The 19,870-nt window shown below is 69.3% G+C and carries 18 protein-coding genes; 6 read left to right on the forward strand and 12 right to left on the reverse strand.

What is annotated here, in order from left to right; genetic code table 11:
- The first annotated feature begins 28 nt into the window (after positions 1 to 28).
- The gene (locus tag AC1DEL_RS00085) at positions 29 to 2,116 is read left to right on the forward strand and encodes a ParB/Srx family N-terminal domain-containing protein (protein WP_477125135.1); all 2,088 of its coding nucleotides are present in this window, start codon (positions 29 to 31) and stop codon (positions 2,114 to 2,116) included.
- 75 nt (positions 2,117 to 2,191) lie between these two features.
- Here AC1DEL_RS00085 and AC1DEL_RS00090 read toward each other — a convergent pair whose 3' ends face one another.
- From AC1DEL_RS00090 to AC1DEL_RS00100, 3 genes are read right to left on the reverse strand one after another with little or no spacing between them, the layout of a single operon-like run.
- On the reverse strand, positions 2,192 to 3,160 hold the full coding sequence (locus AC1DEL_RS00090) for a Bug family tripartite tricarboxylate transporter substrate binding protein (protein ID WP_441593784.1): 969 nt from the start codon (positions 3,158 to 3,160) through the stop codon (positions 2,192 to 2,194).
- Between the two features lie 58 nt (positions 3,161 to 3,218).
- On the reverse strand, positions 3,219 to 3,575 hold the full coding sequence (locus AC1DEL_RS00095; RefSeq protein WP_092294287.1) for an AtuA-related protein: 357 nt from the start codon (positions 3,573 to 3,575) through the stop codon (positions 3,219 to 3,221).
- Positions 3,576 to 3,587: 12 nt separating this feature from the next.
- Positions 3,588 to 4,949, reverse strand: coding sequence for an acyclic terpene utilization AtuA family protein (locus tag AC1DEL_RS00100; RefSeq protein WP_092294285.1), 1,362 nt, complete (start codon positions 4,947 to 4,949; stop codon positions 3,588 to 3,590).
- Between the two features lie 113 nt (positions 4,950 to 5,062).
- On the opposite strand from AC1DEL_RS00100, the gene AC1DEL_RS00105 reads away from it, so the two are divergent.
- Positions 5,063 to 5,953, forward strand: a complete 891-nt coding sequence (locus tag AC1DEL_RS00105; RefSeq protein WP_092294283.1) for a LysR family transcriptional regulator — start codon at positions 5,063 to 5,065, stop codon at positions 5,951 to 5,953.
- Here AC1DEL_RS00105 and AC1DEL_RS00110 read toward each other — a convergent pair.
- The 8 genes from AC1DEL_RS00110 to AC1DEL_RS00145 all read right to left on the reverse strand — a co-directional run bounded on the left by AC1DEL_RS00110 (position 5,935) and on the right by AC1DEL_RS00145 (position 14,519).
- On the reverse strand, positions 5,935 to 6,720 hold the full coding sequence (locus tag AC1DEL_RS00110) for an SDR family oxidoreductase (RefSeq protein ID WP_092294281.1): 786 nt from the start codon (positions 6,718 to 6,720) through the stop codon (positions 5,935 to 5,937). The two genes, AC1DEL_RS00105 and AC1DEL_RS00110, sit on opposite strands and share 19 nt — an antisense overlap.
- 69 nt (positions 6,721 to 6,789) lie before the next feature.
- Positions 6,790 to 7,938: an ABC transporter substrate-binding protein gene (locus AC1DEL_RS00115; protein ID WP_441593789.1), complete on the reverse strand. Its 1,149-nt coding sequence runs from the start codon at positions 7,936 to 7,938 to the stop codon at positions 6,790 to 6,792.
- 311 nt (positions 7,939 to 8,249) lie between these two features.
- Positions 8,250 to 8,762: a DUF1269 domain-containing protein gene (locus tag AC1DEL_RS00120; protein WP_441644634.1), complete on the reverse strand. Its 513-nt coding sequence runs from the start codon at positions 8,760 to 8,762 to the stop codon at positions 8,250 to 8,252.
- Positions 8,763 to 8,945: 183 nt separating this feature from the next.
- Positions 8,946 to 10,397 carry an acetate kinase gene (locus AC1DEL_RS00125; protein ID WP_092294275.1) on the reverse strand — a complete coding sequence of 484 codons (1,452 nt, stop codon included), beginning with the start codon at positions 10,395 to 10,397 and terminating at the stop codon, positions 8,946 to 8,948.
- Positions 10,398 to 10,475: 78 nt separating this feature from the next.
- The gene (locus AC1DEL_RS00130) at positions 10,476 to 11,636 is read right to left on the reverse strand and encodes a hypothetical protein (protein ID WP_092294273.1); all 1,161 of its coding nucleotides are present in this window, start codon (positions 11,634 to 11,636) and stop codon (positions 10,476 to 10,478) included.
- A gap of 14 nt (positions 11,637 to 11,650) precedes the next feature.
- Complete coding sequence (locus tag AC1DEL_RS00135; protein ID WP_092294271.1) at positions 11,651 to 12,349, reverse strand: C39 family peptidase; 699 nt, start codon at positions 12,347 to 12,349, stop codon at positions 11,651 to 11,653.
- Entirely contained in the window at positions 12,346 to 12,801 is a 456-nt protein-coding gene (locus tag AC1DEL_RS00140; protein ID WP_092294269.1) for a hypothetical protein, read from the reverse strand. Before AC1DEL_RS00140 ends, AC1DEL_RS00135 begins: the two co-directional genes overlap by 4 nt.
- A gap of 170 nt (positions 12,802 to 12,971) precedes the next feature.
- Positions 12,972 to 14,519 (reverse strand): hypothetical protein, encoded by a 1,548-nt coding sequence (locus AC1DEL_RS00145; RefSeq protein ID WP_092294267.1) that lies wholly within the window; start codon positions 14,517 to 14,519, stop codon positions 12,972 to 12,974.
- 694 nt (positions 14,520 to 15,213) lie between these two features.
- Here AC1DEL_RS00145 and AC1DEL_RS00150 point away from each other — a divergent pair.
- From AC1DEL_RS00150 to AC1DEL_RS00165, 4 genes are all read left to right on the forward strand, one after another.
- Positions 15,214 to 15,993, forward strand: a complete 780-nt coding sequence (locus tag AC1DEL_RS00150) for a GntR family transcriptional regulator (protein WP_092294266.1) — start codon at positions 15,214 to 15,216, stop codon at positions 15,991 to 15,993.
- 82 nt (positions 15,994 to 16,075) lie between these two features.
- Positions 16,076 to 17,149, forward strand: coding sequence for a tripartite tricarboxylate transporter substrate binding protein (locus AC1DEL_RS00155; RefSeq protein WP_369823416.1), 1,074 nt, complete (start codon positions 16,076 to 16,078; stop codon positions 17,147 to 17,149).
- Positions 17,146 to 18,468, forward strand: coding sequence for a 3-isopropylmalate dehydratase large subunit (locus tag AC1DEL_RS00160; protein ID WP_477125134.1), 1,323 nt, complete (start codon positions 17,146 to 17,148; stop codon positions 18,466 to 18,468). The genes AC1DEL_RS00155 and AC1DEL_RS00160 overlap by 4 nt, the downstream gene beginning before the upstream one ends.
- 65 nt (positions 18,469 to 18,533) lie before the next feature.
- Positions 18,534 to 19,058: a LeuD/DmdB family oxidoreductase small subunit gene (locus AC1DEL_RS00165; protein ID WP_092294261.1), complete on the forward strand. Its 525-nt coding sequence runs from the start codon at positions 18,534 to 18,536 to the stop codon at positions 19,056 to 19,058.
- Here the strand turns inward: AC1DEL_RS00165 and AC1DEL_RS00170 are convergent.
- Positions 18,993 to 19,739 carry a phosphoribosyltransferase gene (locus tag AC1DEL_RS00170; RefSeq protein ID WP_092294259.1) on the reverse strand — a complete coding sequence of 249 codons (747 nt, stop codon included), beginning with the start codon at positions 19,737 to 19,739 and terminating at the stop codon, positions 18,993 to 18,995. The two genes, AC1DEL_RS00165 and AC1DEL_RS00170, sit on opposite strands and share 66 nt — an antisense overlap.
- Positions 19,740 to 19,870 lie beyond the last annotated feature (131 nt).

Consider the following 19,870-nt stretch of genomic DNA (forward strand, 5'->3'; position numbering starts at 1 on the left):
TCGATTACAACAACGAACTGGGGAAATTATGGGAAAGAGGACCAGGCAGGCAGCCTTTGCCGCGCTGATCTCGGCCACGCTCGCGCTCGGCGCCTGCGGCGGCGACGATGACAACGGCAGCGCCGCGAATGGCGGTACCGGTGGCAATGGTGGCAACGGCGGCAATGGCGGCACCACGCAGCCGGCATCGGTGCAGCCGCTGTCGGGCGGATCGCTGTACGTCGGCGCCGTCAGCTTTGGCGACACGGTATCCGTCGAACTCGACAAACCCGCCGCTGGCCAGCTCACCCTGCGCTTCCTCGATTCCCGCTTCGGCCTGGCCGGGGCGCTGGTGGGCCAGTACGTGCTGGAAGACGGCACCTACCGCGTGACCGGCCTCGCCGCCAGCGGCACCGACGTACCGGCAGCACTGGCTGCCGCCGCCGCCGCCATCACCTTCCGCTTCACGCTCGATGACGGCGTGCTCTCCGGCGCGCTGGGCCAGGTGCCCAACGTCAAGGCCGGCAACGGCGCCCTGCTCCAGGGCTATATCTCGGCCGGCAACCGTGGCGCGCAGCTGGCCGACATCGCCGGCACCTACAGCTACCTGCGCCAGGCCGGCGACGCCGCCAGCGCGGGCCAGCTCAATATCGGCGCGGATGGCAACGTGCGCGTCTGCGCCGGGCTGGGCTACAGCGCCGACTGCGCCGGCGGCCAGTCGGGCAAGCTGGCGGCCGATGCCGACCAGTCGCGCTATCCGGGCGCCTTCGCGCTGACGCTGGGCGGCAGCACGGTCGGCCGCCTGTTCGTAGGCCGCCAGCAGGGCCAGGTGGCGCTCTTCGTCGACGAAACCGGCGCCAGCGCCACGGCGCCCACCGGTAGCTGGGTCGTGCGCACGGCCACGGCCGTCGCCGCCAACGGCATCGATGGCGACTGGGTCTGCGCCGAGCCGGAACTCGACGACAAGAACGCCGCCACGGGCCGTACGCGCCGCAACATCGTCTCGGTGGCGGGCACCACGCTCGCCGCGGACAACATCCCCGTGGACGTGACGCTGGCCTACAACCGCGCCGGCGGGGCCGCCGCCAACGGGCTGGTCTCGGGCACGTGGCAGGCCACCGTGGCCGGCCAGGCGCAATCGCTCGGCCTGACCTGGCTGCCGGTGAGCAAGAACCTCGCGTACCAGCTCCGGCAGGTGCCGGGCAGCACGCGACAGCTTCCCGCCGTGTGCGCCCCGATGGCCGCGCCGACGCCGGTCTCGACCTACCTGACGGCCACTGCAGGGCAGAACATCCTCGTCACGCTGGCCGATCTGCGCCCCACCCAGCCGGCCATCGGCCGCGACCAGATCTACTACAAGCTCGGCCGCTACGCCGCGGACCCGATCAAGAAGTTCGACGACGCCTGCGAGACCAACGGCCAGAACAAGACCAGCACCTGGGATGCAGCCACGTCCCGCCTCAGCGACCTCGCCTCCTTCAGCTGCACCAAGGCGGTCGGCAACAAGCCGGCCGACATGAAGACGCTGGTGGTGGGGCCTTACGGCGAGCCGTTCCTGACCGATGGACACCACTCGTTCACGTCGATCTGGGACGCCGACACCGGCGGCGCGCAGTCGAAGATGTGGATCCGCGTGCAGGACAACCTGTCCACGCTGAACCGCGCCACGTTCTTCCGCACGCTGCGCGAGCGCAAGCTGATCTGGTCGAACGACGGCGCCAACCAGCCGACCTACCCGGCTGACCTGCCGCGCGCGCTGGGCCTGAAGAACGGCCTCGGCAACGACCCGTACCGCGCGCTGGTCTACTTCACGCGCGACATCGGCTACAGCCAGCCGACCGATGCCACCGAGTTCACGGAGTTCTATTGGGGCGATTGGCTGCGCGGCGTGGTGGACCTGAAGACGGTCAACCTGGACGACACCGCCAGCTACCTCGACGCCGTGCACCGCGCCTCGGCCGCCATGGTGGCGCTGGCGCCGGACGCCGTGGTCAGCAACGGCAAGACCGCCGCGCAACTGGGCGGCCTGACCACGCTGAACGAAACCGAGTTCACGGCGCTCTCGCAGCCGGTGGGTTCGACCAAGCCCGGCAAGCTGCCGTACGCAGTGGCCTACCGCCTCGGGCTGAAGCCGTAAGGCAAAAAAAGACGCCCGCTGCAATAGCGGGCGTCTTTTCATAGCAGCGGGCGTACCCGTTTCTGCGTGGGCGGATTACTCCGGCTGGATGTTCGCCGACTTGATGATCCGGCCCCATTTGGCCGATTCCTGACCCTGGAACTTGGCCAGCTCGGCCGGCGTGCTCGTGAACACCTCGGTCCCGGTTGACTGATAGAACGTGGACGCGGTGTCGCTCTTCGCCGCCTTCACCAGCAGCTGGTTGAGCTTGGTCACCACCGCCGGCGGCGTGCCGGCCGGTGCGTAGGCCGCGAACCAGTAGCTCATCTCGTAGCCCTTCACCCCTGCCTCGTCGATGGTCGGCACGTCCGGCGCCAGCGGCGAGCGCGCCTTGCCCGACACACCCAGCGCGCGCAGCTTGCCCGACTTCACCTGCGGCAGGCCGGTGGCGGTGTCCGTGATCATCATCTGAATCTGGTTGCCGAGCAGGTCCGTAATCGCCAGCGGATTACTCTTGTAGGGCACGTGCAGCAACTGCACGTGTGCCATCTGCTGGAACAGCTCGCCCGCGATGCGCGACGACGAACTGCCGCTGCCGAAGCTCAGCTTGCCCGGCTCCTTCTTGGCCAGCGCGATGAACTCGCCCACGGTCTTGGCCGGCACCTGCGGGTTCACCACCATGATCTGGCCGCCCCGGCCCAGCGCCGTCACAGGCGCGTAGTCCTTCACGGGGTCGTAGGGCAGCTTCTTGAACAGGTGCTCGTTGGCCGCGTGGGTGGTGTTGGTGGTGATCAGCACCGTGTAGCCGTCCGGGCTGGCCTTGGCGACGTCGCTGGCGGCGATGAAGCCGTTGGCGCCGGGCTTGTTGTCCACCACCACGGTGACCTTGCTGTCCACGGTAATGGCCTGGCCCACGGCGCGCGCGAGCTGGTCCGTGGCGCTGCCGGCCGCGAACGGCACGACGAAGCGGATCGGCTTGTCGGGGTATTCGGCCCAGGCGCTGCCGGCCGGCAGGGCCAGGCAGGCGAGCGCGACCAGGGTAAGCGGGCTGCGGAATCCGTACATCGTTGTCTCCTCGATTTGTTGTAAGAGGTCGCTAAATCAGAAAAAAGCGAAGAATCGATCAGGAAGTGCCGGCGGCAAGGCGCGGCGGCACGGGAATCGGCAGGCCCAGCAGCAGGAACGCGAGCGCCTTGCCGTGCGTGTCGAGATTGAGGGCGTCGTTGACGCCGCCGTCGAGCACGCCATCGATGACGAAATTCATCGCCTGGATGGACGGCACGACGTAGCGCTTCACCGCCGTGGGCTGGCGGTGGGCGAACAGGGCCCGCACGGCGTCTTCGGTCACATGGGTCACGAGGTGATCGAAGTCGCGCGCGTCGTAGGCGATGACGCTGATATTGGAGCGGTCGCCCTTGTCGCCGGTGCGGCCGTGGGCAAACTGGTAGAGCGGGGCGGTGGCGGCGGTGGTGGCAGTCATGGCGGTCTCCGGTCAGGCAACGAGGACGTGGGTGGGCGACACCGCATCGCGCGGCACCAGGCACGACATCGCATTGAGCCGCGCGCGCAGCGCGGTGCGCACGCCGCCGCCGCCGGCCGGGCCGCAGGTGTAGAGCGCGTTGACCTCGCGCAGCAGCGTCTGGGCCACCGCCTTGTCCTCGTGGGCGAGCGCGGCGCGCAGGCGCACATCCTGCGCGGCGGCCTCGCCCGGCTGGGGCGCCGCCAGCATGGCGCCGCCATCGTCGGCAAACACGCTCAGCACGCCAATCAGGTCGAAGCGGATCGGCACATCGTGGCCGAGGCCCTGCATCCGCTTGCGCAGGATGTCGGCCGCCAGCCGGGCGCGCGCCGCCGCGTTGGGCCCCGCATAGGAAATCTCGCCCTCCGCGAACCATCCGCCCTGATAGAACAGGTTGGCCTTGAGCTGCTCGGGCCGGGGGTGGCCGTGGATGTTGCGCACCGCCACGCGGTCCGGGCCGATCTGGGACACGGTCACGGCGCCGATGTCGGCCACAACGTCCGGCGTCAAGTAGGCGCTCGGATCGTGGACTTCGTACAGCAGCTGCTCCTTCACCGTGCGGAGGTCCACGCAGCCGCCAGTGTTGGCCGCCTTGAAGATCTCGATGCCGCCGTCGGCGTCGAGCTGGGCGATGGGGAAGCCCACCGCGTGCACGTCCGGCACGTCCTTCATGCCCGGATCGGCAAAGTAGCCACCGCTGACCTGGGCGCCGCATTCGAGCAGGTGGCCGGCCATGGTGGCGGCGGCCAGGCGGTCCCAGTCGTCCCAGGCCCAGCCGAAGTGCGCCATGGCCGGCCCCACGGCCAGGGCGGGGTCGGCCACGCGGCCGCAGACCACGACCTGCGCGCCGTCGCGCAGGGCATCGGCAATGCCGCGCGCGCCGATATAGGCGTTGGCGCAGACGAAGCGCGCTTCCGGGAAGGACGGGCCCACGATGCCGCGCAGCACGGCGCGGCCGGCGTCGTGCGAGAGGTCGTCGCCCTCCACCACGGCCACGCGCGGTGCCGCGAGGCCAAGCTGCGCCGCCAGGGTGCCGATACGGCGCGCCGCCGCGCGCGGGTTGGCCGCGCCGAAGTTGCCGACGATGGGGATGCCGTTGGCCAGGCACAGGCCGAGCACGGGCGTCAGGAGCTGGTCGAGCAGCGGCTCGTAGCCATGCTCGGGATCGCTGCGCCGCGCAAGTTGCGCCAGCGCCAGCGTGCGCTCGGCCAGCGTCTCGAAAATCAGGGCCGCCGGGCCGCCGGCGGCGATCAGCGTGCGCACCACGGGCAAGGCGGCATCGGTACGGTCACCGGAGAAGCCGGCGCCGGAGCCGATCAGCAGGGGAGCAGTCATGGGCGTTCGCGGAAGAGGGGGGGAAGGCGATCCGATTCTAGGCTTCGCCGCTCCCACCATCAAACAGATCATTTGGATTAATCTATCGGTTCTGTGGATAAATCCAGCCTGCCATGATCCCGAACCTGTCGGTCAAGCACCTGCGCGCCTTCGTGGCGCTGGCCACGCACCGCAATTTCACGCGCGCGGCGCAGGCGTGCCACCTCTCCCAGTCGGCCTTCAGCACGCTGGTGCAGACGCTGGAGGAGCAGGCCGGCAGCCGGCTGTTCGAGCGCACCACGCGCCATGTGGAGCTGAGCGCGGACGGCCGCCGCTTCGAGGAAGTGGCGCGCCGCCTGCTGGCCGACTTCGAGACGGCATTCGAGGACCTGCGCGACCACGCCGAGCGCCGCAAGGGCCGCGTGGCCATCGCCGCCCTGCCCTCGCTGGCGGGCGGCGACCTGCCGCCGCTGCTCGCGGACTTCCATCGCCGCTACCCCGGCATCTCGCTGGAGTTGCACGATCAACTGGCCGATGGCTGCATCGATCTCGTGCGGCGCGGGCAGGCGGACTTCGCGCTGGCCCCGGCGCCGGCCCAGGATGCCGACCTGCGCATCGAGCCGCTGGTCCACGACAACTTCCATCTGGTCTGCCCGGCAGACCATCCGCTCGCGGCAAAGCGGCGCATCGCGCCGCAGGCGCTGGCCGGGCTGCCCTTCATCCAGCTCTCCCGCACAAGCAGCGTGCGCCAGCACCTGGATGCGGCGCTGCACCCGCTGCGGGTCAATGGCGTGATGGAGGTGGAGCACCTGGCCACCGTGGCGGCGCTGGTGGAGGCGGGGCTGGGGGTCTCGGTGGTGCCGGCGCTGGCGCTGTTCCAGTTCCGGCGCGAGGGGCTGGCGGTGCGGCCGTTGCAGATGCCGTCGCTGGTGCGCGACATCTGCCTGGTGCGGCTCAAGGAGCGGGGCGATTCGGCCGCCGCGGCGGCGATGATCGACTGCCTGCGTCAGAAGTGGCCGAGGTAGCCGCCATCGACGGCCAGCACCTGCCCGCTGACGTACGATGCCGCCGGTGAGGCGAGGAAGACCGCCGCGCCGGCCACTTCGTCCGGCTGGCCCCAGCGGCCCAGCGAGGTCCGGTTGCGCAGCCATTCGGCGACCGTGCCGTCCGCCACCATCGACTGGTTCGGCTCGGTGGCGAAGTAGCCGGGCGCGATGGCGTTGACGGTGATGCCGTGGCGGCCCAGATCGGCCGCCATGGCGCGCGTGAGGGCGTCCAGCCCGCCCTTGGTGGCCGGGTAGAGCACGTCGTTGGCGCGCGCCACCTGCCCGGCGATCGACGAGACATTGACGATGCGCCCGTACTGCCCGCGCTGCATCAGTTGCGCAGCGTGGCGACACAGCGTGTAGGGCGCGACGAGATTGGTCTCGAGCATGGCGCGCAGGTCACCAGCGTCGAGATCGACCATGGAAGCGCGGTTGCGGGTGCCCGCGTTGTTGACCAGGATGTCGAGCCGGCCCGGCCGGGTGGCGAGCGCCGCGAAGGTGGCGGCGACCGCGGCTTCGTCGGTGATGTCGAGCGGCAGGGCTTCGGCGCTGCCGCCACTGGCCTGCAACTGCGCCACGGTGTCCGCCACGCGGTCGGCGCTGCGCGCGCAGACCAGCACGTGGGCGCCCGCGGCGGCCAGGCCGGCGGCAATCGCGCGGCCAAGGCCCTGCGCGCCGCCGGTGACCAGCGCGACGCGGCCATCGAGCGAAAAGGGGGACGGGGAGACTGCGGTGGAAATCGGCATGCGGCGACTATACCGCAGCGCAGCAGCCGGAAAAACACCCCGGCATGGCGCCGGGGGTTCCCTGATGCGTCAGCGAATCAGCTTGCCCGTCGACGAGACGATCGACATCTCGACGAACGACGAGCCGGTGTGGCGCGTGGCGCTGTAGCTGATCAGGATGCCGCCGAGGTCGTAGTCGCGCAGGCCTTCCAGCGCGGTCACGAGCTTCTCGCGCGTGGGCTCCGCGCCGGCGCGTCGCAGCCCTTCCACAAGCACCTTCGCCGACATGAAGCCTTCCATGCCCGCGTTGCTCGGCTCCACGTTCTGGGCCTTGGCCATGCTGCGGTACTCGCTGGCGATGCTCATCTGGCTGGAGTTCATGCCCGGCACCACCTGCGTGATGATGAGCCCGCGCCCGTCATCGCCCAGTTCCTTGATGAAGGAGTCGGCGGCGTTGTTGGAGAGCGTGACGAACTGCGCCTCGCTGCCGGCGCGCTTCAGTTCCTTGATGATGCGCGCGGCTTCCGAACCCGAGCCGATCACCATCACGGCCTGCGGATTGGCCTTGTGGACGTTGGCCACGCCCTGGCCGATATCGCCCATTGGCCGGTTGAACGAGGCCGCCGCCGCCGGCTGCACGCCGCGCGCCTGCAGCGCGGTGGTGAAGCCTTCGAACACGTCCTGCCCGAAGCCGTCGTTGGCGTAGAAGATGGCGATCCGGCTCATGCCGGAGGTGGCGAGGTGGTTGATGGCGCGGGCCACTTCGTCCTGGTACTTGGCGCGCACGTTGAACACATAGCGGTTGACCGGGCGATGCAGCGTGATGGCGCCGGTCAGCGGGGCCACCAGCGGCACCTTCTCCGCGCCGATGATCGGCAGGATGCTCTCGTTCTGCGGCGTGCCGCGCACCATGAACAGCGCGAAGACCTTGTCCTCGGCAATCAGCTTGCGGACGTTGTCGGGGGTGCGCTTGGCGTCGAAGCCATCGTCGTAGGTCACCAGCTCGATGCGGCGCCCGGCCACGCCGCCGTTGGCGTTGACGGTCTTCAGGTAGACCTGCGCCCCGGCGATCTGCTCCTTGACCGAGCCGGCTACCGGGCCGGTCACGCCGGCCGACTGGCCGATGCGGATGGTGCCCTTGCTGATCCCCGGTTCCGCGTGCGCGGTGTGCACCGCCACGGGCGCGACAAACCCCAGCGTGGCGGCAAGCATGCCGCACGCAAAGCTCCTTGCGTTCATTGTGACCCCTCCAAAAGCTGCTGGCTGACTAGTAATTTTTTGCCGCTGCGGCGCGCGGCGCGCCCCGTGAGGACGGCCGTGCGATGCCCGCAACTTACCTCAACGGGGGTAAATGTTCAAACATCCAGATGGGGAGGGTCGGGAGGGGTGTTGCTGCGGCAGCACACCGTTTGCCTGTAAAGCTCCGGGTGGCGGCGCGGGTGTGGCCGCAGCGTGGCGCACGACAAGCCGTGCGCCGGGGCGCGCCACGGGGGCGCGCAGGCTAAGCGTTGCAATGCAGCGAAGCGTTCCGTCAAGGGCCCAGGAAGGGCTCAGGGGAACGCCGGCACTGCGGGGTCCATCCCGGCGAAGCGGGCTTCCGGATGGGCGCGCTGGAGCAGCATCTCGATTTCCTCGATGCGGCCACGCGGCACGTCCACCATCAGCAGCAGCTTGCCGTCCTCGATGTCCTTCTCGAAGGCGCGCAGCCGGCTGTTGGGGGCCGAACTGCCGATCATGCTCGAGGCCCAGGCGCCGAACACCGCGCCCAGCACGGCCAGCACGCCGACCAGGCCCCACTGCGGCGTGTCGCTGACGATAGGGAACATCGCCACCACCACACCGGCCACGATCCCCACGCCACCGCCCACCATCAGCCCCATCTCGGCGGCGTGGACGATGTCGGAGGTCTGGAACAGGTTCGCCTCATGCAATCCGGTCATGTCTGACCCATCGCGCGCCACGAAATGGATGTGGCTATTCTCGATGCGGGCCAGCAGCAAGTCGTCCATGGTGCGGCGGGCGCTTGGCAGGTCGGGCAACAACCAGAAGATGCGTTTGCGCATGGCTAGTCTCCTCTTCAGGCTCAGGCCGCCCCGGCTTGGGTATCCGTCGGTGCGGGACGGGATAGGTTCGTTCTACTCCGTTCGCAGACCGGTTGCAAGGCGCGCTGCGGCACGCTCCGTGGTGACGCGCGCTTGAAACATCGCGCATGCGCGCCGCGCGTCACCTCGCGCTATCTGCCTGCGTCAGAATGTGATCGGCAGGCGCAGCGTGACAGTCAGGTCCGGCGTGTCGCGGGTCAGGCCGGCACCCACCGACAGGTTCAGCGTGTAGCGTGGGCTGAAGCGGTACGAGTAGCCCACCAGCAGCGTGCCCTGCGTGATGCGCACCGAGCCCGGAATGGTCTGCCCGTTCTGCTTGGTCGGCCAGATGATGCTCTGGTCATAGCCGATACTGAACGAGGCATGCTCGTTCAGCGAAAGGCCCATGCCGAAGTTGAACTGGAAGATGTCCCCCGGGGCGATCTTGCCCAGCGACTCGGTCTGGCCGTTCAGCACGGTGCGGCTGACGTTGTCCCGCGCGAAGTTGTGCAGGTAGCTGAAGGTGCCGAAGAACACCGCCGGATCGGTCGGCAGCAGCCAGGTCACGCCCGGCTGGATCGCCTGGAAGCCGGTACCCGTCGGCATGCCCAGCGGCAGGCCGGTGCCGGTGGTATTGCTGACGCAGCGCGTCACGCAATCGGTCACCACTTCGAACGGATCTTTCCCGGTATTCGACTTGTAGCGGAGCCAGCCGATGAAGTACGGCATCTTCTCGTTGCCGTAGTTGAGCTGGTAGCGCAGCGTCGCCTCCACGTCGCCCAGGCCGTTGCCGCTGGAGTTGAACACGTTGTCGAACGCGCTGCCGGTGAAGACTTCCCGGCTCACGGTCTGCGACTTCGCGCTGACGTAGGGGACCTTGGCTTCGATCTCGAGCCGCTTGGTCAGGCCGTAGCGGAACGCCACCGCGCTGAGGTAGGTGGTGGTCTTCACCTCGCGTACATCGATCAGGCCGATCAGCACGGCCGGGATCACCGTGTAGCCGACCAGCGCCACGCGGTTGTTCGACGAATAGCCGTACTGGAAGCTCGGTTCCACCACCAGGCTGCCCTGGGCCGTCAGCACGCCAGGCTGGTCGAAGATCGGGGCGATCTCGGGCGGACGGCCGTCCGACACCGGCGCGCGGCCCACCGGCTCCTCGGCGCCGGCGAGGGACTCGCCCTGCTGGGCGCCCTGCGCCACGTTGTCTGGCGGGGCCTGGTTCTGCGGATCGCCCGGACCGGCAGGCTGCTGCTGGGCCTGCTGCTGCATGCCCTGCTGCACCGTGTTGTTGATCTGGGTGGCGCTGCTGCCGGCGGCCGCAGCAGCCGAGTTGGTGGACACATCGGCGCCGGTACGCTGGCCGCCGCGCTTGCGCGCGAGGGAGTCGGGGCTGATGGTATTGCGCAGCTCGCGGATGGTGGCTTCCTGCTCCGCCAGCGCGCGCTTCATGGCTTCGAGCTGCCGGGACTGTTCGGTCAGTTCCTTCTGCAGCGTCTCCAGCCGGGCGGCGGCCGGTGGCCCCGCGTCCGGCGGTGTCTGGGCGTGGCTCATGCCGCCCAGCAACAGCATCGTCGAGCAGCCGGCAAAACGGATGCCCTGCAGCGAACGCTTCTTCATGACGTCTTCCTCCCCCGGGGACGGCGGGCTGTCTCGCAGGAGCCCGCAACCTGTACCGCTTGTCCGCGTATTCGCGACTTACCTCATGCTGGCTGTCCTTTGGATGACACTGTTCAGCGCAGTATTTGCCATCTGCGTGCGGAACGCCGCCAGCGTGTTCACGCTGGCGTTGATTGTCATCAGGCTCTGGATGCTCTGGTTGTTAAGCGTATTCTGGATCACCGTGCTCGGCATGTTCGCCATCGCACCAACGTTGGCCGTATTGCCTGCGCCGTTCTGCACGACGTTCGACAGGCCATTGGTGGTCACCGTGCCGGTGGCCGTGGCCACGGCCTGCGAGGCCATGCCCGCCGCGCCCTGCGCCGTGGCATTGGCACCCTGCGCGGCTGCGTTGGCCGCTGCCTGGGCCGTGCCTGCCGCGCCCTGGGCGCTGGCGGCCGCGCCATTGGCCGTGGCGGTGGCCGACTGCCCCGCCGCGCCCGCCGCACCCTGTGCATTGGCGGCCGCGGCATTGGCGGCTGCCACGGCGCCGGTGGCGGCGTTGTTGGCGTTGGCTACGGCAGCCGCCACGCCGCCCAGCGTGGCTTGCAGCTGCTGCGCCTGCGCCGCCGTGATGCGGCTTACATCGGGAATGTTGATGCTGGTGGCCACGGCCAGCGCGCCGTTGACGAAGACCGCGCGGTCGATGCCGAAGCTGACCTGCAGGCCGGCCACGTCAAACCCGCCACGCTGTTTGTCGAGCCGCGCCTGCGCCACCGGTTTCCATTTGGCCATGCCGCCGCGTGCATCGGTCACCGGCGCGTCGGGGTCGCGCGTGGCAACGGTCATGGCCTTTGCCAGCGGATCCTCGGCTGCGCGGTGCTTCGCCGTGGGGGCCCTGGCCACCGGTCCCTCGGACGCAGGCGCTTGGGCAACAGGGACAACAGGGTTAGCGGAAGGTGCCGCCACGCGTTCAACGGGCGGCGGCACGGGGATATCGGCGGCCAGCTCCACTTGCGTGGGCATCGCTGGCAGATCGATGGCATGGGACACGGCCACGGCCGGGAGTTCCGGCGCTGCGGGCACGGTAGGGACGTCGGCGGTCGCGCTCAGCGCGATGTCGATTGCCGTATCGGGCATGGGCGCACCCATGTCGGCGTAGGCATTGCCGGCGCAGGCCAGACCCGCGCCCAGCAGGGCCATCGCCGCCGCACTGCCGGCTCTGCGCCGGAGTGCGGGTGAAGCGGTTGTCAGGACCATGACTGCTCCTCGACTCAGAAATCGTTCACGCCATGCTTGGGCATGACGGTGAAATACAGGCTGTCGCGGTTGATCCCCGAAGAGTAGGGGCCCGAGGGCGCGACGCGCCAGTCGGACACCAGATTGAAGCGCGCGTTTTCTGTGCGGTTGTGGATCACGAACAGCAGCTGGCTGTCCCAGATCCGCTCGAAATGCTCCCGCTCCAGCGCGCGCGTGCCACGTGCCGGATCACCGATCAGCACGCGGTTGCCCTTCACGCCCTTCACCACGACGAAGTGGTGATAGCCGTTCTCGACGATCAGCACGATCGCCGGTACCTGCGTTTCCTCCAGCTTGGAGAGCGGCAGTTCGTAGCCATCGGCCAGGAACCCGCGTGACTCCAGAAAGCGCTTCATGTCGAGCAGCGAGAACCCTTCGGCCCGAATCTTGGCCTGGTCGCCGTTGACGTACATGTTGGCAAAGACCACCTGCTCCGTGACCGGGTAGCCGTATTGGTAGGTCAGCAGCGTCGCGATGGCGGCCGAGCCGCAACTGAAGTCGAACTGCTGGCGGATGGTGGTGCGATACCGGGCCTCGCGGAGGCTGGTGACCGGCACGTAGTAGTTCTTGCCGCCGTCGGCGGGCACGTTGATGTAGTCGGCGCGGGCAGCGGAGAAGCTCCCCAGCGTCGCCGCCACGGTAGCGGCGGCCAGCAACAGGCGGCGCATGATCATTTGAACTGGACGTTGAGGATGGTCGCGTTCTGGATCAGCACGTTATTGCCCGAATTCTGGATCACGGTGGGCAAGCCCGCCGCGTTCGAGAACGCGCCATCGGAAACGATGTTGCTGCCAGACAGCGTGTTGATGGCGGCGTTGTCCGCCACGGTGCCGTGCAGGCGCATGTCGTTGACGACGAGTTCGGAGCCGCCGCGTACGCCGTCCAGCTTGTCGCTGCCAACCGCGCGTGCCGTGGTGCCGAACAGATTGTTCCTGGGTGCCGCGTCCGGCTTGACCGCCGTGACGCTTGCCGCTGCGCCGGCCACCGCGGTGGCTGCGCCCGATTCACTGCTGGCCACCGCCACGGCCGATGCCTCGGCGGTCGGTGGTCCTGCTACAGCCTGGGCGAACGGCCAGGCCAGGAGAGCTGTCGTGACTGCCATGACAGCGGAGCGATGCGAACACATGGTGCGTCTCCCTCTTGTTCCGACCTCGCGGCTCCCATCCGGGCCACGGTATCGGACCTCCCAGGCACCTCGACAGACAAGCATCCCGGCCCTTGCAGGCGCCGGGATACCCGTCATTTCGAATGCCAACCGTGCAAGCCTCCGGCCGAAGCCGGAGGACTCACTCGGACTTAGCGACCGGCATTCACGTTCGCCTGGACGTTGACGCTTTGCTGCACCAGCGACGCCATGCCGCTGTTCTGGCTGGCGATCATGACGCCTGCGGCGGATTGCCCGACGCTGGTCATGGTGTTGGACATGTTGAAGGCGCCAGCATCGACGACGTTGTAGCCGCCGTTGCCGCCAGCGCCGCCCACTGCACCGTTGCCGGTACCGCCCGCGCCGCCATTGCCCACGCCACCGGCGCCGCCTGCACCGCCCGTGCCCGATGCGGCACCCACAGCGCCGTTGCCGGCCGTGGCGCTACCGTTCGAGGCCGACGATGTGGCGCTGCCATTGGCCGCCGCGCCGCCCGTGCCGCCGTTGCCGGCAGTGCTGGTTTGCGCGCCGCCTGCGCCGCCCGAGGCCGTTGCCGCGCCAGCCGTGGCCGTTGCCGCACCGCCCGTGCCTGCGCCGCCGGCGCCGCCCGAGCCCGTGGCCGTGCCGCCCACTGCCGTCGAGGTGCCCGTGCCGCCGGCCGCGCCTGCGCCGCCCGTGCCCGAACCCGAGCCGCCCGTGCCGCTACCGGCACCACCGCTCGCCGATACCGCACCGGTCGTGCCCGTGCCGCCTGCGCCGGCCGTGGCCGTGCTGGAGCCACCAGCGCCATCGCCGCGCTCTCTGGCCGCGCTGCCGGCACCGCTGCTGCCGCCCAGTGCCGCGGCTGCGCCCAGTGCCCCGCCGCCAGCGCCCAGTGCGCTGCCGCCGGCGCCCAGTGCGCCACCGCCACGGCCACCGTCGCCGCCAATCGCGCCGCTGTAGCCGCCGCCAGCACCCGCAAGGGCCGAGCCGCCACGGCCACCCACGCCAAGGCTGGCGCTGAGGGAGCTGCCGCCGCTCGCGCGGGCGTTGCCGCCATCACCGGCGCTGCCGCTGGCGTTGCCGCCACGACCGCCATTGCCTGCCGTGGCGCTGCCATTGGTAGCCGCGCCGTTGGTAGCGCTGCCGTTGGTGGCGCTGCCGCCCGAACCGCCCGAGCCGCCATTGCCGCTATTGCCGCCGTTGCCGCCATTGCCGCCGCTGCCGCCTTCGCCGGTCCCGCCAACCCCACGGCCGCCTGCACCACCCGTAGCGCCATTGGCATTGCCGCTGTTGGTGGCATAGTTGCCGATGTTGCTGATGGTATTGCCGGACACCGTGCCGCTGAGTCGGCTGACGGCGATGGCCTTGGTCGAGTTGAAGGAGTTGGCGATCGACGACGTGGCCGTGCCGCCATTGGCCGCCGCGGCATTACCGTAGCCATCCACGCTCTGGCGAACGCGGGTGCTGACGCGGGTGGACGTCTTGTTGAGCGTCAGCGTGGCGGTCCTGTTCGAAGTCCTGTTGGTGGTAGTGGTGCTGTTGTCCTGAGTCGCAGTGGAATTTTCGTTGGCGTTGGCGCCATCGCCTTGGGTGGAAGTTGCGGTGGCGGTCTGCGTGTTGTCGCCCTCGCCCGAGTCGTTGTTGGTTGTCGGGTTCGCATAGGCCTGGCTACCAAAGAAGGCCAATGTGATCGCCGACGCCAGTAATGTCTTTTTCATACGATGCTCCCAGGAAGTTTGTGCTGCGGCTCAGCCTCCGGCCGGCGCTCTCGAGAACATCGGCTGGAGGTTCAGGTCCGGCACGGGACCAGACCAGCCTCCCCTTGCGCACAAACAGTGCCAGCGGGCGCCCCGCGCCGTGTAATCCGTTGAAATACAAGGGCTACCAACCGGTGACCGGGAACTTTTCTAGCGGCCACCCATCTCCGGCGATGCTGCGATGCTGTGAACCGCAGTAGACATGTCACACCGTTGAGACACCGCCAGCCGCATGGCTGCGTGGGGGCCCCGTGCAATTGCGAAAAAACCGTGATTTTTCAGTGGCTTGGCGCGACGCCTAGGGGAACCCCGCAACGCTGCGGCCCGTTACGGCGGTGAAACAGCCGGGCCGAGGTGACCGCTACGCAATCACATGGCCTGTGCGAAGTGCCTGATATGTCAAGAATTGCAATCCCTGATAGGCACCCTACCCCGCGCTCCGGCGCCAGTGCGACGTGAGCACCGGCTTTCAGAGGGAATCCCGCCCGGCGGCGGGCCTTTCTTGCGCGCGCCGCGCCGGCGATGCGGGACCGCAACAAATGCGGGCGTACGGAGTGCTCAGAGCGCCGCCAGCCTGTTTCATGCTAGGCTCTATGTCTGATTTAACGTACATTAGTCTCGTCTAGGACTTGTCAGCGCATCCGCAAGGGAAACCATGAGTGAAGCCGTCGTTCCCCTGTATCACCAGATTTACGTAGTCCTCCGCCAGCAGATCGTGGAAGGCCGTTTCGGGCAGGGCCCGCTGCCGGGCGAGATCGACCTCGCCAAGCAGTTTCACGCCTCCCGCGTGACCATGCGCCGCGTGTTCGACCGCCTGGTGCAGGAAGGTCTCGTGCGGCGTCATCGTGGCCTGGGGACCTTCGTGAACCCGCATCCGGTGAAGCCGGCCGCCACCGAAGAGCGCACCACCAGCCTGCTCGGCAACATCATCGACATGGGCGAGAAGACCGCCGTCAAGGTGATCTCGATCGACGAAGTGCACGCCACCCCCGATGTGGCCGAGGCGCTCAAGATCGAACCGGGCGACCCCGTGGTGAAGGTCGTGCGCGTGCGCCACTACCGCGACCGTCCGCTCTCGCATATCACCGTCTACCTGCCCGTGGACCTGGGCCGCCCGCTGCAACGCAAGGATCTGGAAGGCACGCCGATCCTGCGCCTGCTGGAGGCCGCCGGGGTGGAACTGGGCCGCGCCAGCCAGGTGCTGACCGCGCGCCTGGCCGACGTGGTGGTGGCCCCGCTGCTCGACGTCCCCGTGGGCGGCGCGCTGCTGGCCGTGCGCCGCGTGGTGCTCGACAAGGCGGGCCGCCCGGTGCAGCTGCTGCTGGGCCAGTACCGGCCCGACCGCTATGAGTACCGCATGGACCTGTCGCCGATGGGCGGAGACAGCGCCAACGTGTGGGTGGAAAACGAGACCCGCACCGGCCTGCGCGACTGACCCCCCTCCTGTCCACTGCCGCGCGCGGCGGATTCCGGGCGATACTGCGCACTCCTGATCACACTGTCGAGGAGCTACCGTCATGCCAGTCGTCCGCCCGCGCGCGCACCAGCTCGCTTGTCCGCCTGCCTGTCCGCCCGCCCGCGCTGCTGTTCTTCGCCCCTTCCACCGTCTGTTCCAACACCTTCCCGCCGCGCTGATGGCTTCGGCCTCGGCGGCGCTGTGCGTGGCACTCGTGCTGCCCGCCGGCGCGCACGCCGCGGTAGCCGGCGGCAAGCCGATCCGCATCCTCGTGGGTGCGCCGGCCGGCGGCACCACGGACACCCTCGCGCGCACCATCGCCCAGGAAATGTCGCAGTCGCTGGACCAGCCGGTGGTGGTGGAGAACCGTCCCGGCGCCGGCGGCAACATCGCGGCGGACATGGTGGCCAAGAGCGCGGCCGATGGCAGCACGCTGCTGATGAGCTTCACCAGCCATACCATCAACGCCACGCTCTACAAGAAGCTGCCGTTCGATCCGATCCAGGATTTCACGCCGATCACGCTGGTGGCCACGGTGCCGAGCGTGCTGGTGGCCACGCCGAAACTGCCGGCCAACAACATCCCCGAACTGATCCGGCTGGCCAAGTCCGAGCCGGGCAAGCTCAATTTCGGCATCGGCTCGGTTGGCTCGTCGGTGCATCTGGCCGGTGACATGTTCAAGATGATGACCGGTACCTATATCGTCAACATCCCCTACAAGGGCACCACGCCGGCCATCACGGACCTGCTCGCCGGGCAGGTGGACCTGATGTTCGCCAGCACGCTCAACGTCGCCCAGCACGTGAAGGCGGGCAAGCTCAAGGTGCTGGGCGTGACCAGCCCCGCGCCGCTGCCCCAGTTCCCGGGCGCGCAGCCGATTGGCGCGACGGTGAAGGGTTTCGAGTCCAGCGCGTGGTTCGGCCTGTTCGGGCCGGCCAACCTGCCGCCGGAGGTGACCCAGGCGCTGTATCAGGCCGCGCGCCACGGGCTGGAATCGCCAGCGGTGCGCAAGCGGCTCGAGAACGACGGCGCCCAGCCGAGCGCGATGGCGCCGGACGCCTTCGCCACCTTCGTCAAGCAGGACGTGAAGCGCTGGGCCACCGTGGTCAAGTACTCGGGAGCCCAGCCGGAATGACGCTGCCGAGCGGCCACGCCGCCGAGCCCCCCGCCGCCCCGCCGGCCACGCTGGCGCAGAAGCTGGTCGCCCGGGCCGCCGGCGTGGCGCACGTCACGCCCGGCACGGTGGTGATGTGCAAGGTCGATCTGGCGATGGCGCACGACTCAAGCGGCCCGCGCCGCGTGGCGCCGCTGCTGCGCGAGCTGGGCGTCAAGGTGTGGGATCCCACGCGCTTCGTGGTGGTGACCGACCACTACGTGCCGGCCGCCGACCCCGACGCCGAGGCCATCGTCCAATTTACGCGCGACTGGGTCCGCGAGGCCGGCATTTCGAACTTTATCGATGGCCAGGGCATCTGCCACGTGGTGCTGCCCGAGCAGGGCCACGTGCTGCCGGGCCGCTTCATCGTCGGCGGCGACAGCCACACGCCCACCGGCGGCGCGTTCGGCGCCTATATGTTCGGCATCGGCGCCACCGAGATGGCCGGCGTGCTGGCCACCGGCGAGATCTGGCTGCGCGTGCCGCAGACCATCCGCATCGACTGGCGCGGCGCGCTGGGCACCGGCGTCTGCGCCAAGGACATGATGCTGTTCCTGTGCGCGCAGCTCGGCATGGCCGGCGGCCACTACGAGGCCATCGAGTACACCGGCGCCGCCGTCACCGCCCTGCCGATGCAGGAACGCATGACGCTGTGCAATATGAGTACCGAACTGGGCGCGCAGACCGGGCTGGTTGCGCCGGACGCCACCACGCTCGCATGGCTGGCCGAAGCCGGCGTGGATGCCACCGCGCTGGCCGCCATCGACACCCGCCACTGGCGCAGCGACGCCGGTGCGCCGGTCCTGACCACCCATTGTTTCGATGCCAGCACGCTCGCGCCGCAGGTGGCCGCGCCGCATTCGCCGGCCAACAGCGCGCCGGTGGAAGTCAGCGCCGGCCAGCCGGTGGAGATTGCCTACCTGGGCGCTTGCACCGGCGCCAAGCTCGAGGACTTGCGCATGGCCGCCAGCGTGCTGCGCGGGCGCAAGGTGGCGCCCGGCGTGTCGCTGCGCGTGGCCCCGGCCTCCCTGCGTGACCAGGAACAGGCCGCGCGCGAAGGCACGCTGCAAGTGTTGACCGATGCCGGCGCCGCGCTGCTGCCCAACGCCTGCAACGCCTGTGCCGGCTATGGCGCGAGCCGCTTCCCGGCCGGCAGCCACGCCATCGCCTCCACCGCGCGCAACTTCGCGGGACGCATGGGCGATGCCGGCAGCGAAGTCTGGCTGGGCTCCCCGATGACCGTAGCTGCCAGCGCGGTGACCGGGCGCATTACCGATCCCCGCACGCTGCTCGCCTGACTCGCTGCACCCGCATCATCCGTAGCATCCCCATAAAAACCAGAAAGAGACAGACAACGCGTTACATGCCCCCCGCCCCCGAATTCCCCCTGCCGCAAGCCGGCCGGATCTGGCGCTTTGGCGATGATGTCGATACTGACGCCATGGCGCCCGGCACCTATATGAAGGCCGGCATCGACGTGCTCGCCCAGCATTGCCTGGCCTCGCTGCGGCCGGAGTTTCCGGCCTCGGTGCGCCCCGGCGACCTTGTCGTGGCCGGCAGCAACTTCGGCATGGGGTCGTCGCGCGAGCAGGCCCCGCAGGCGCTGCGCCACCTCGGCGTGGCGGCCGTCATCGCGCCATCCTTCGCGGGACTGTTCTATCGCAACGCGCTCAATCTTGGCCTGCCGGTGATGGTGTGCGCCGAGGCGGCGCTACTGGCCGATGGCGCGCGCGCCACGCTGGATCTGGACGGCGCGCGTATCCGGCTCGAAGACGGCACGCACCTGGCGTGCGAGCCGATGCCGGACTTCCTGCGCGCGCTGCTACGGGCGGGTGGGCTGGTGCCGCACCTGAAGGCCCGGCTGGCTGCCCGCGGCGGTGATCGCTGACAACTGCGCCTCACGCAGCAGGGTCAGCGCCTCTTCGTCACTGGTCTGCGTGAAGTCGAGGTAGAAGGCGCCCACGGCGCCGAAACTGTCCGGGGTCTTAAGGCACACCACTTCGTCGGCCACTTCGCGCAGCGAATCGAGCCCGTCCGCCGCCCCGACCGGGGTGGCCGCCACGACCCGCGCCGCGCCGGCGGCCCGCACCGCGTGCAGGGCCGCGCGCATGGTGGCGCCGGTGGCCACGCCGTCATCGACGACAATCACCTGCCGCCCCTGCATCGCCGTCACGGCGTGCCCGCCGCGATAACGCTGCTGGCGCCGGCAGATCTCGTTGAGCTGGCGGCCGCGCTCGGCATCGAAGGCGCCGGACTCCACCGAACGCTGCGCCCACGGATCGTCATTGACCACGGTATGCGGCTCGCCGCCGCTGGCATCGCCCTCCACCACCGCGCCCAGCGCCAGTTCCGGGTAGCCGGCGGCGCCGATCTTGCGCACCAGCAGCACGTCCAGCGCGCCGTCCAGCGCGCGCGCCACCTCGAAAGCCACGGGTACGCCACCGCGCGGCAGCGCCAGCACGAGCGCCGGCTGGCCATCATCGGTATGGCCCATCCCGCGTTCGGCGAGATCCCGGCCCAGATAGGTGCCCGCCTCGCGGCGGTCGGCATAGCACGGCGGTAGTGTCATGGCGTGCTCCCGCAGGCGTTGGCGGTGACTGGAAGGACAGGGGGACAGGCGCCGCGAGGGAGCGGCTCCCCAGCCCACTATAGACCCGTCACGGGAAGGCGGCGGCGCTTTCTGGGGCGAGTGATGGGGGA

The sequence above is a fragment of the Cupriavidus sp. 10L43_2 genome, assembly GCF_056395265.1.

Coding starts and splice junctions, on each gene's coding strand:
- AC1DEL_RS00125 (WP_092294275.1), bottom strand. CDS start 10,397: ATGAAGAAGCGTTCGCTGCAGGGCATCCGTTTTGCCGGCTGCTCGACG.
- AC1DEL_RS00150 (WP_092294266.1), top strand. CDS start 15,214: ATGAGTGAAGCCGTCGTTCCCCTGTATCACCAGATTTACGTAGTCCTC.
- AC1DEL_RS00145 (WP_092294267.1), bottom strand. CDS start 14,519: ATGAAAAAGACATTACTGGCGTCGGCGATCACATTGGCCTTCTTTGGT.
- AC1DEL_RS00095 (WP_092294287.1), bottom strand. CDS start 3,575: ATGACTGCCACCACCGCCGCCACCGCCCCGCTCTACCAGTTTGCCCAC.
- AC1DEL_RS00140 (WP_092294269.1), bottom strand. CDS start 12,801: ATGTGTTCGCATCGCTCCGCTGTCATGGCAGTCACGACAGCTCTCCTG.
- AC1DEL_RS00160 (WP_477125134.1), top strand. CDS start 17,146: ATGACGCTGCCGAGCGGCCACGCCGCCGAGCCCCCCGCCGCCCCGCCG.
- AC1DEL_RS00105 (WP_092294283.1), top strand. CDS start 5,063: ATGATCCCGAACCTGTCGGTCAAGCACCTGCGCGCCTTCGTGGCGCTG.
- AC1DEL_RS00100 (WP_092294285.1), bottom strand. CDS start 4,949: ATGACTGCTCCCCTGCTGATCGGCTCCGGCGCCGGCTTCTCCGGTGAC.
- AC1DEL_RS00130 (WP_092294273.1), bottom strand. CDS start 11,636: ATGGTCCTGACAACCGCTTCACCCGCACTCCGGCGCAGAGCCGGCAGT.
- AC1DEL_RS00120 (WP_441644634.1), bottom strand. CDS start 8,762: ATGCGCAAACGCATCTTCTGGTTGTTGCCCGACCTGCCAAGCGCCCGC.
- AC1DEL_RS00155 (WP_369823416.1), top strand. CDS start 16,076: ATGCCAGTCGTCCGCCCGCGCGCGCACCAGCTCGCTTGTCCGCCTGCC.
- AC1DEL_RS00135 (WP_092294271.1), bottom strand. CDS start 12,349: ATGATCATGCGCCGCCTGTTGCTGGCCGCCGCTACCGTGGCGGCGACG.
- AC1DEL_RS00085 (WP_477125135.1), top strand. CDS start 29: ATGGGAAAGAGGACCAGGCAGGCAGCCTTTGCCGCGCTGATCTCGGCC.
- AC1DEL_RS00110 (WP_092294281.1), bottom strand. CDS start 6,720: ATGCCGATTTCCACCGCAGTCTCCCCGTCCCCCTTTTCGCTCGATGGC.
- AC1DEL_RS00090 (WP_441593784.1), bottom strand. CDS start 3,160: ATGTACGGATTCCGCAGCCCGCTTACCCTGGTCGCGCTCGCCTGCCTG.
- AC1DEL_RS00170 (WP_092294259.1), bottom strand. CDS start 19,739: ATGACACTACCGCCGTGCTATGCCGACCGCCGCGAGGCGGGCACCTAT.
- AC1DEL_RS00165 (WP_092294261.1), top strand. CDS start 18,534: ATGCCCCCCGCCCCCGAATTCCCCCTGCCGCAAGCCGGCCGGATCTGG.
- AC1DEL_RS00115 (WP_441593789.1), bottom strand. CDS start 7,938: ATGAACGCAAGGAGCTTTGCGTGCGGCATGCTTGCCGCCACGCTGGGG.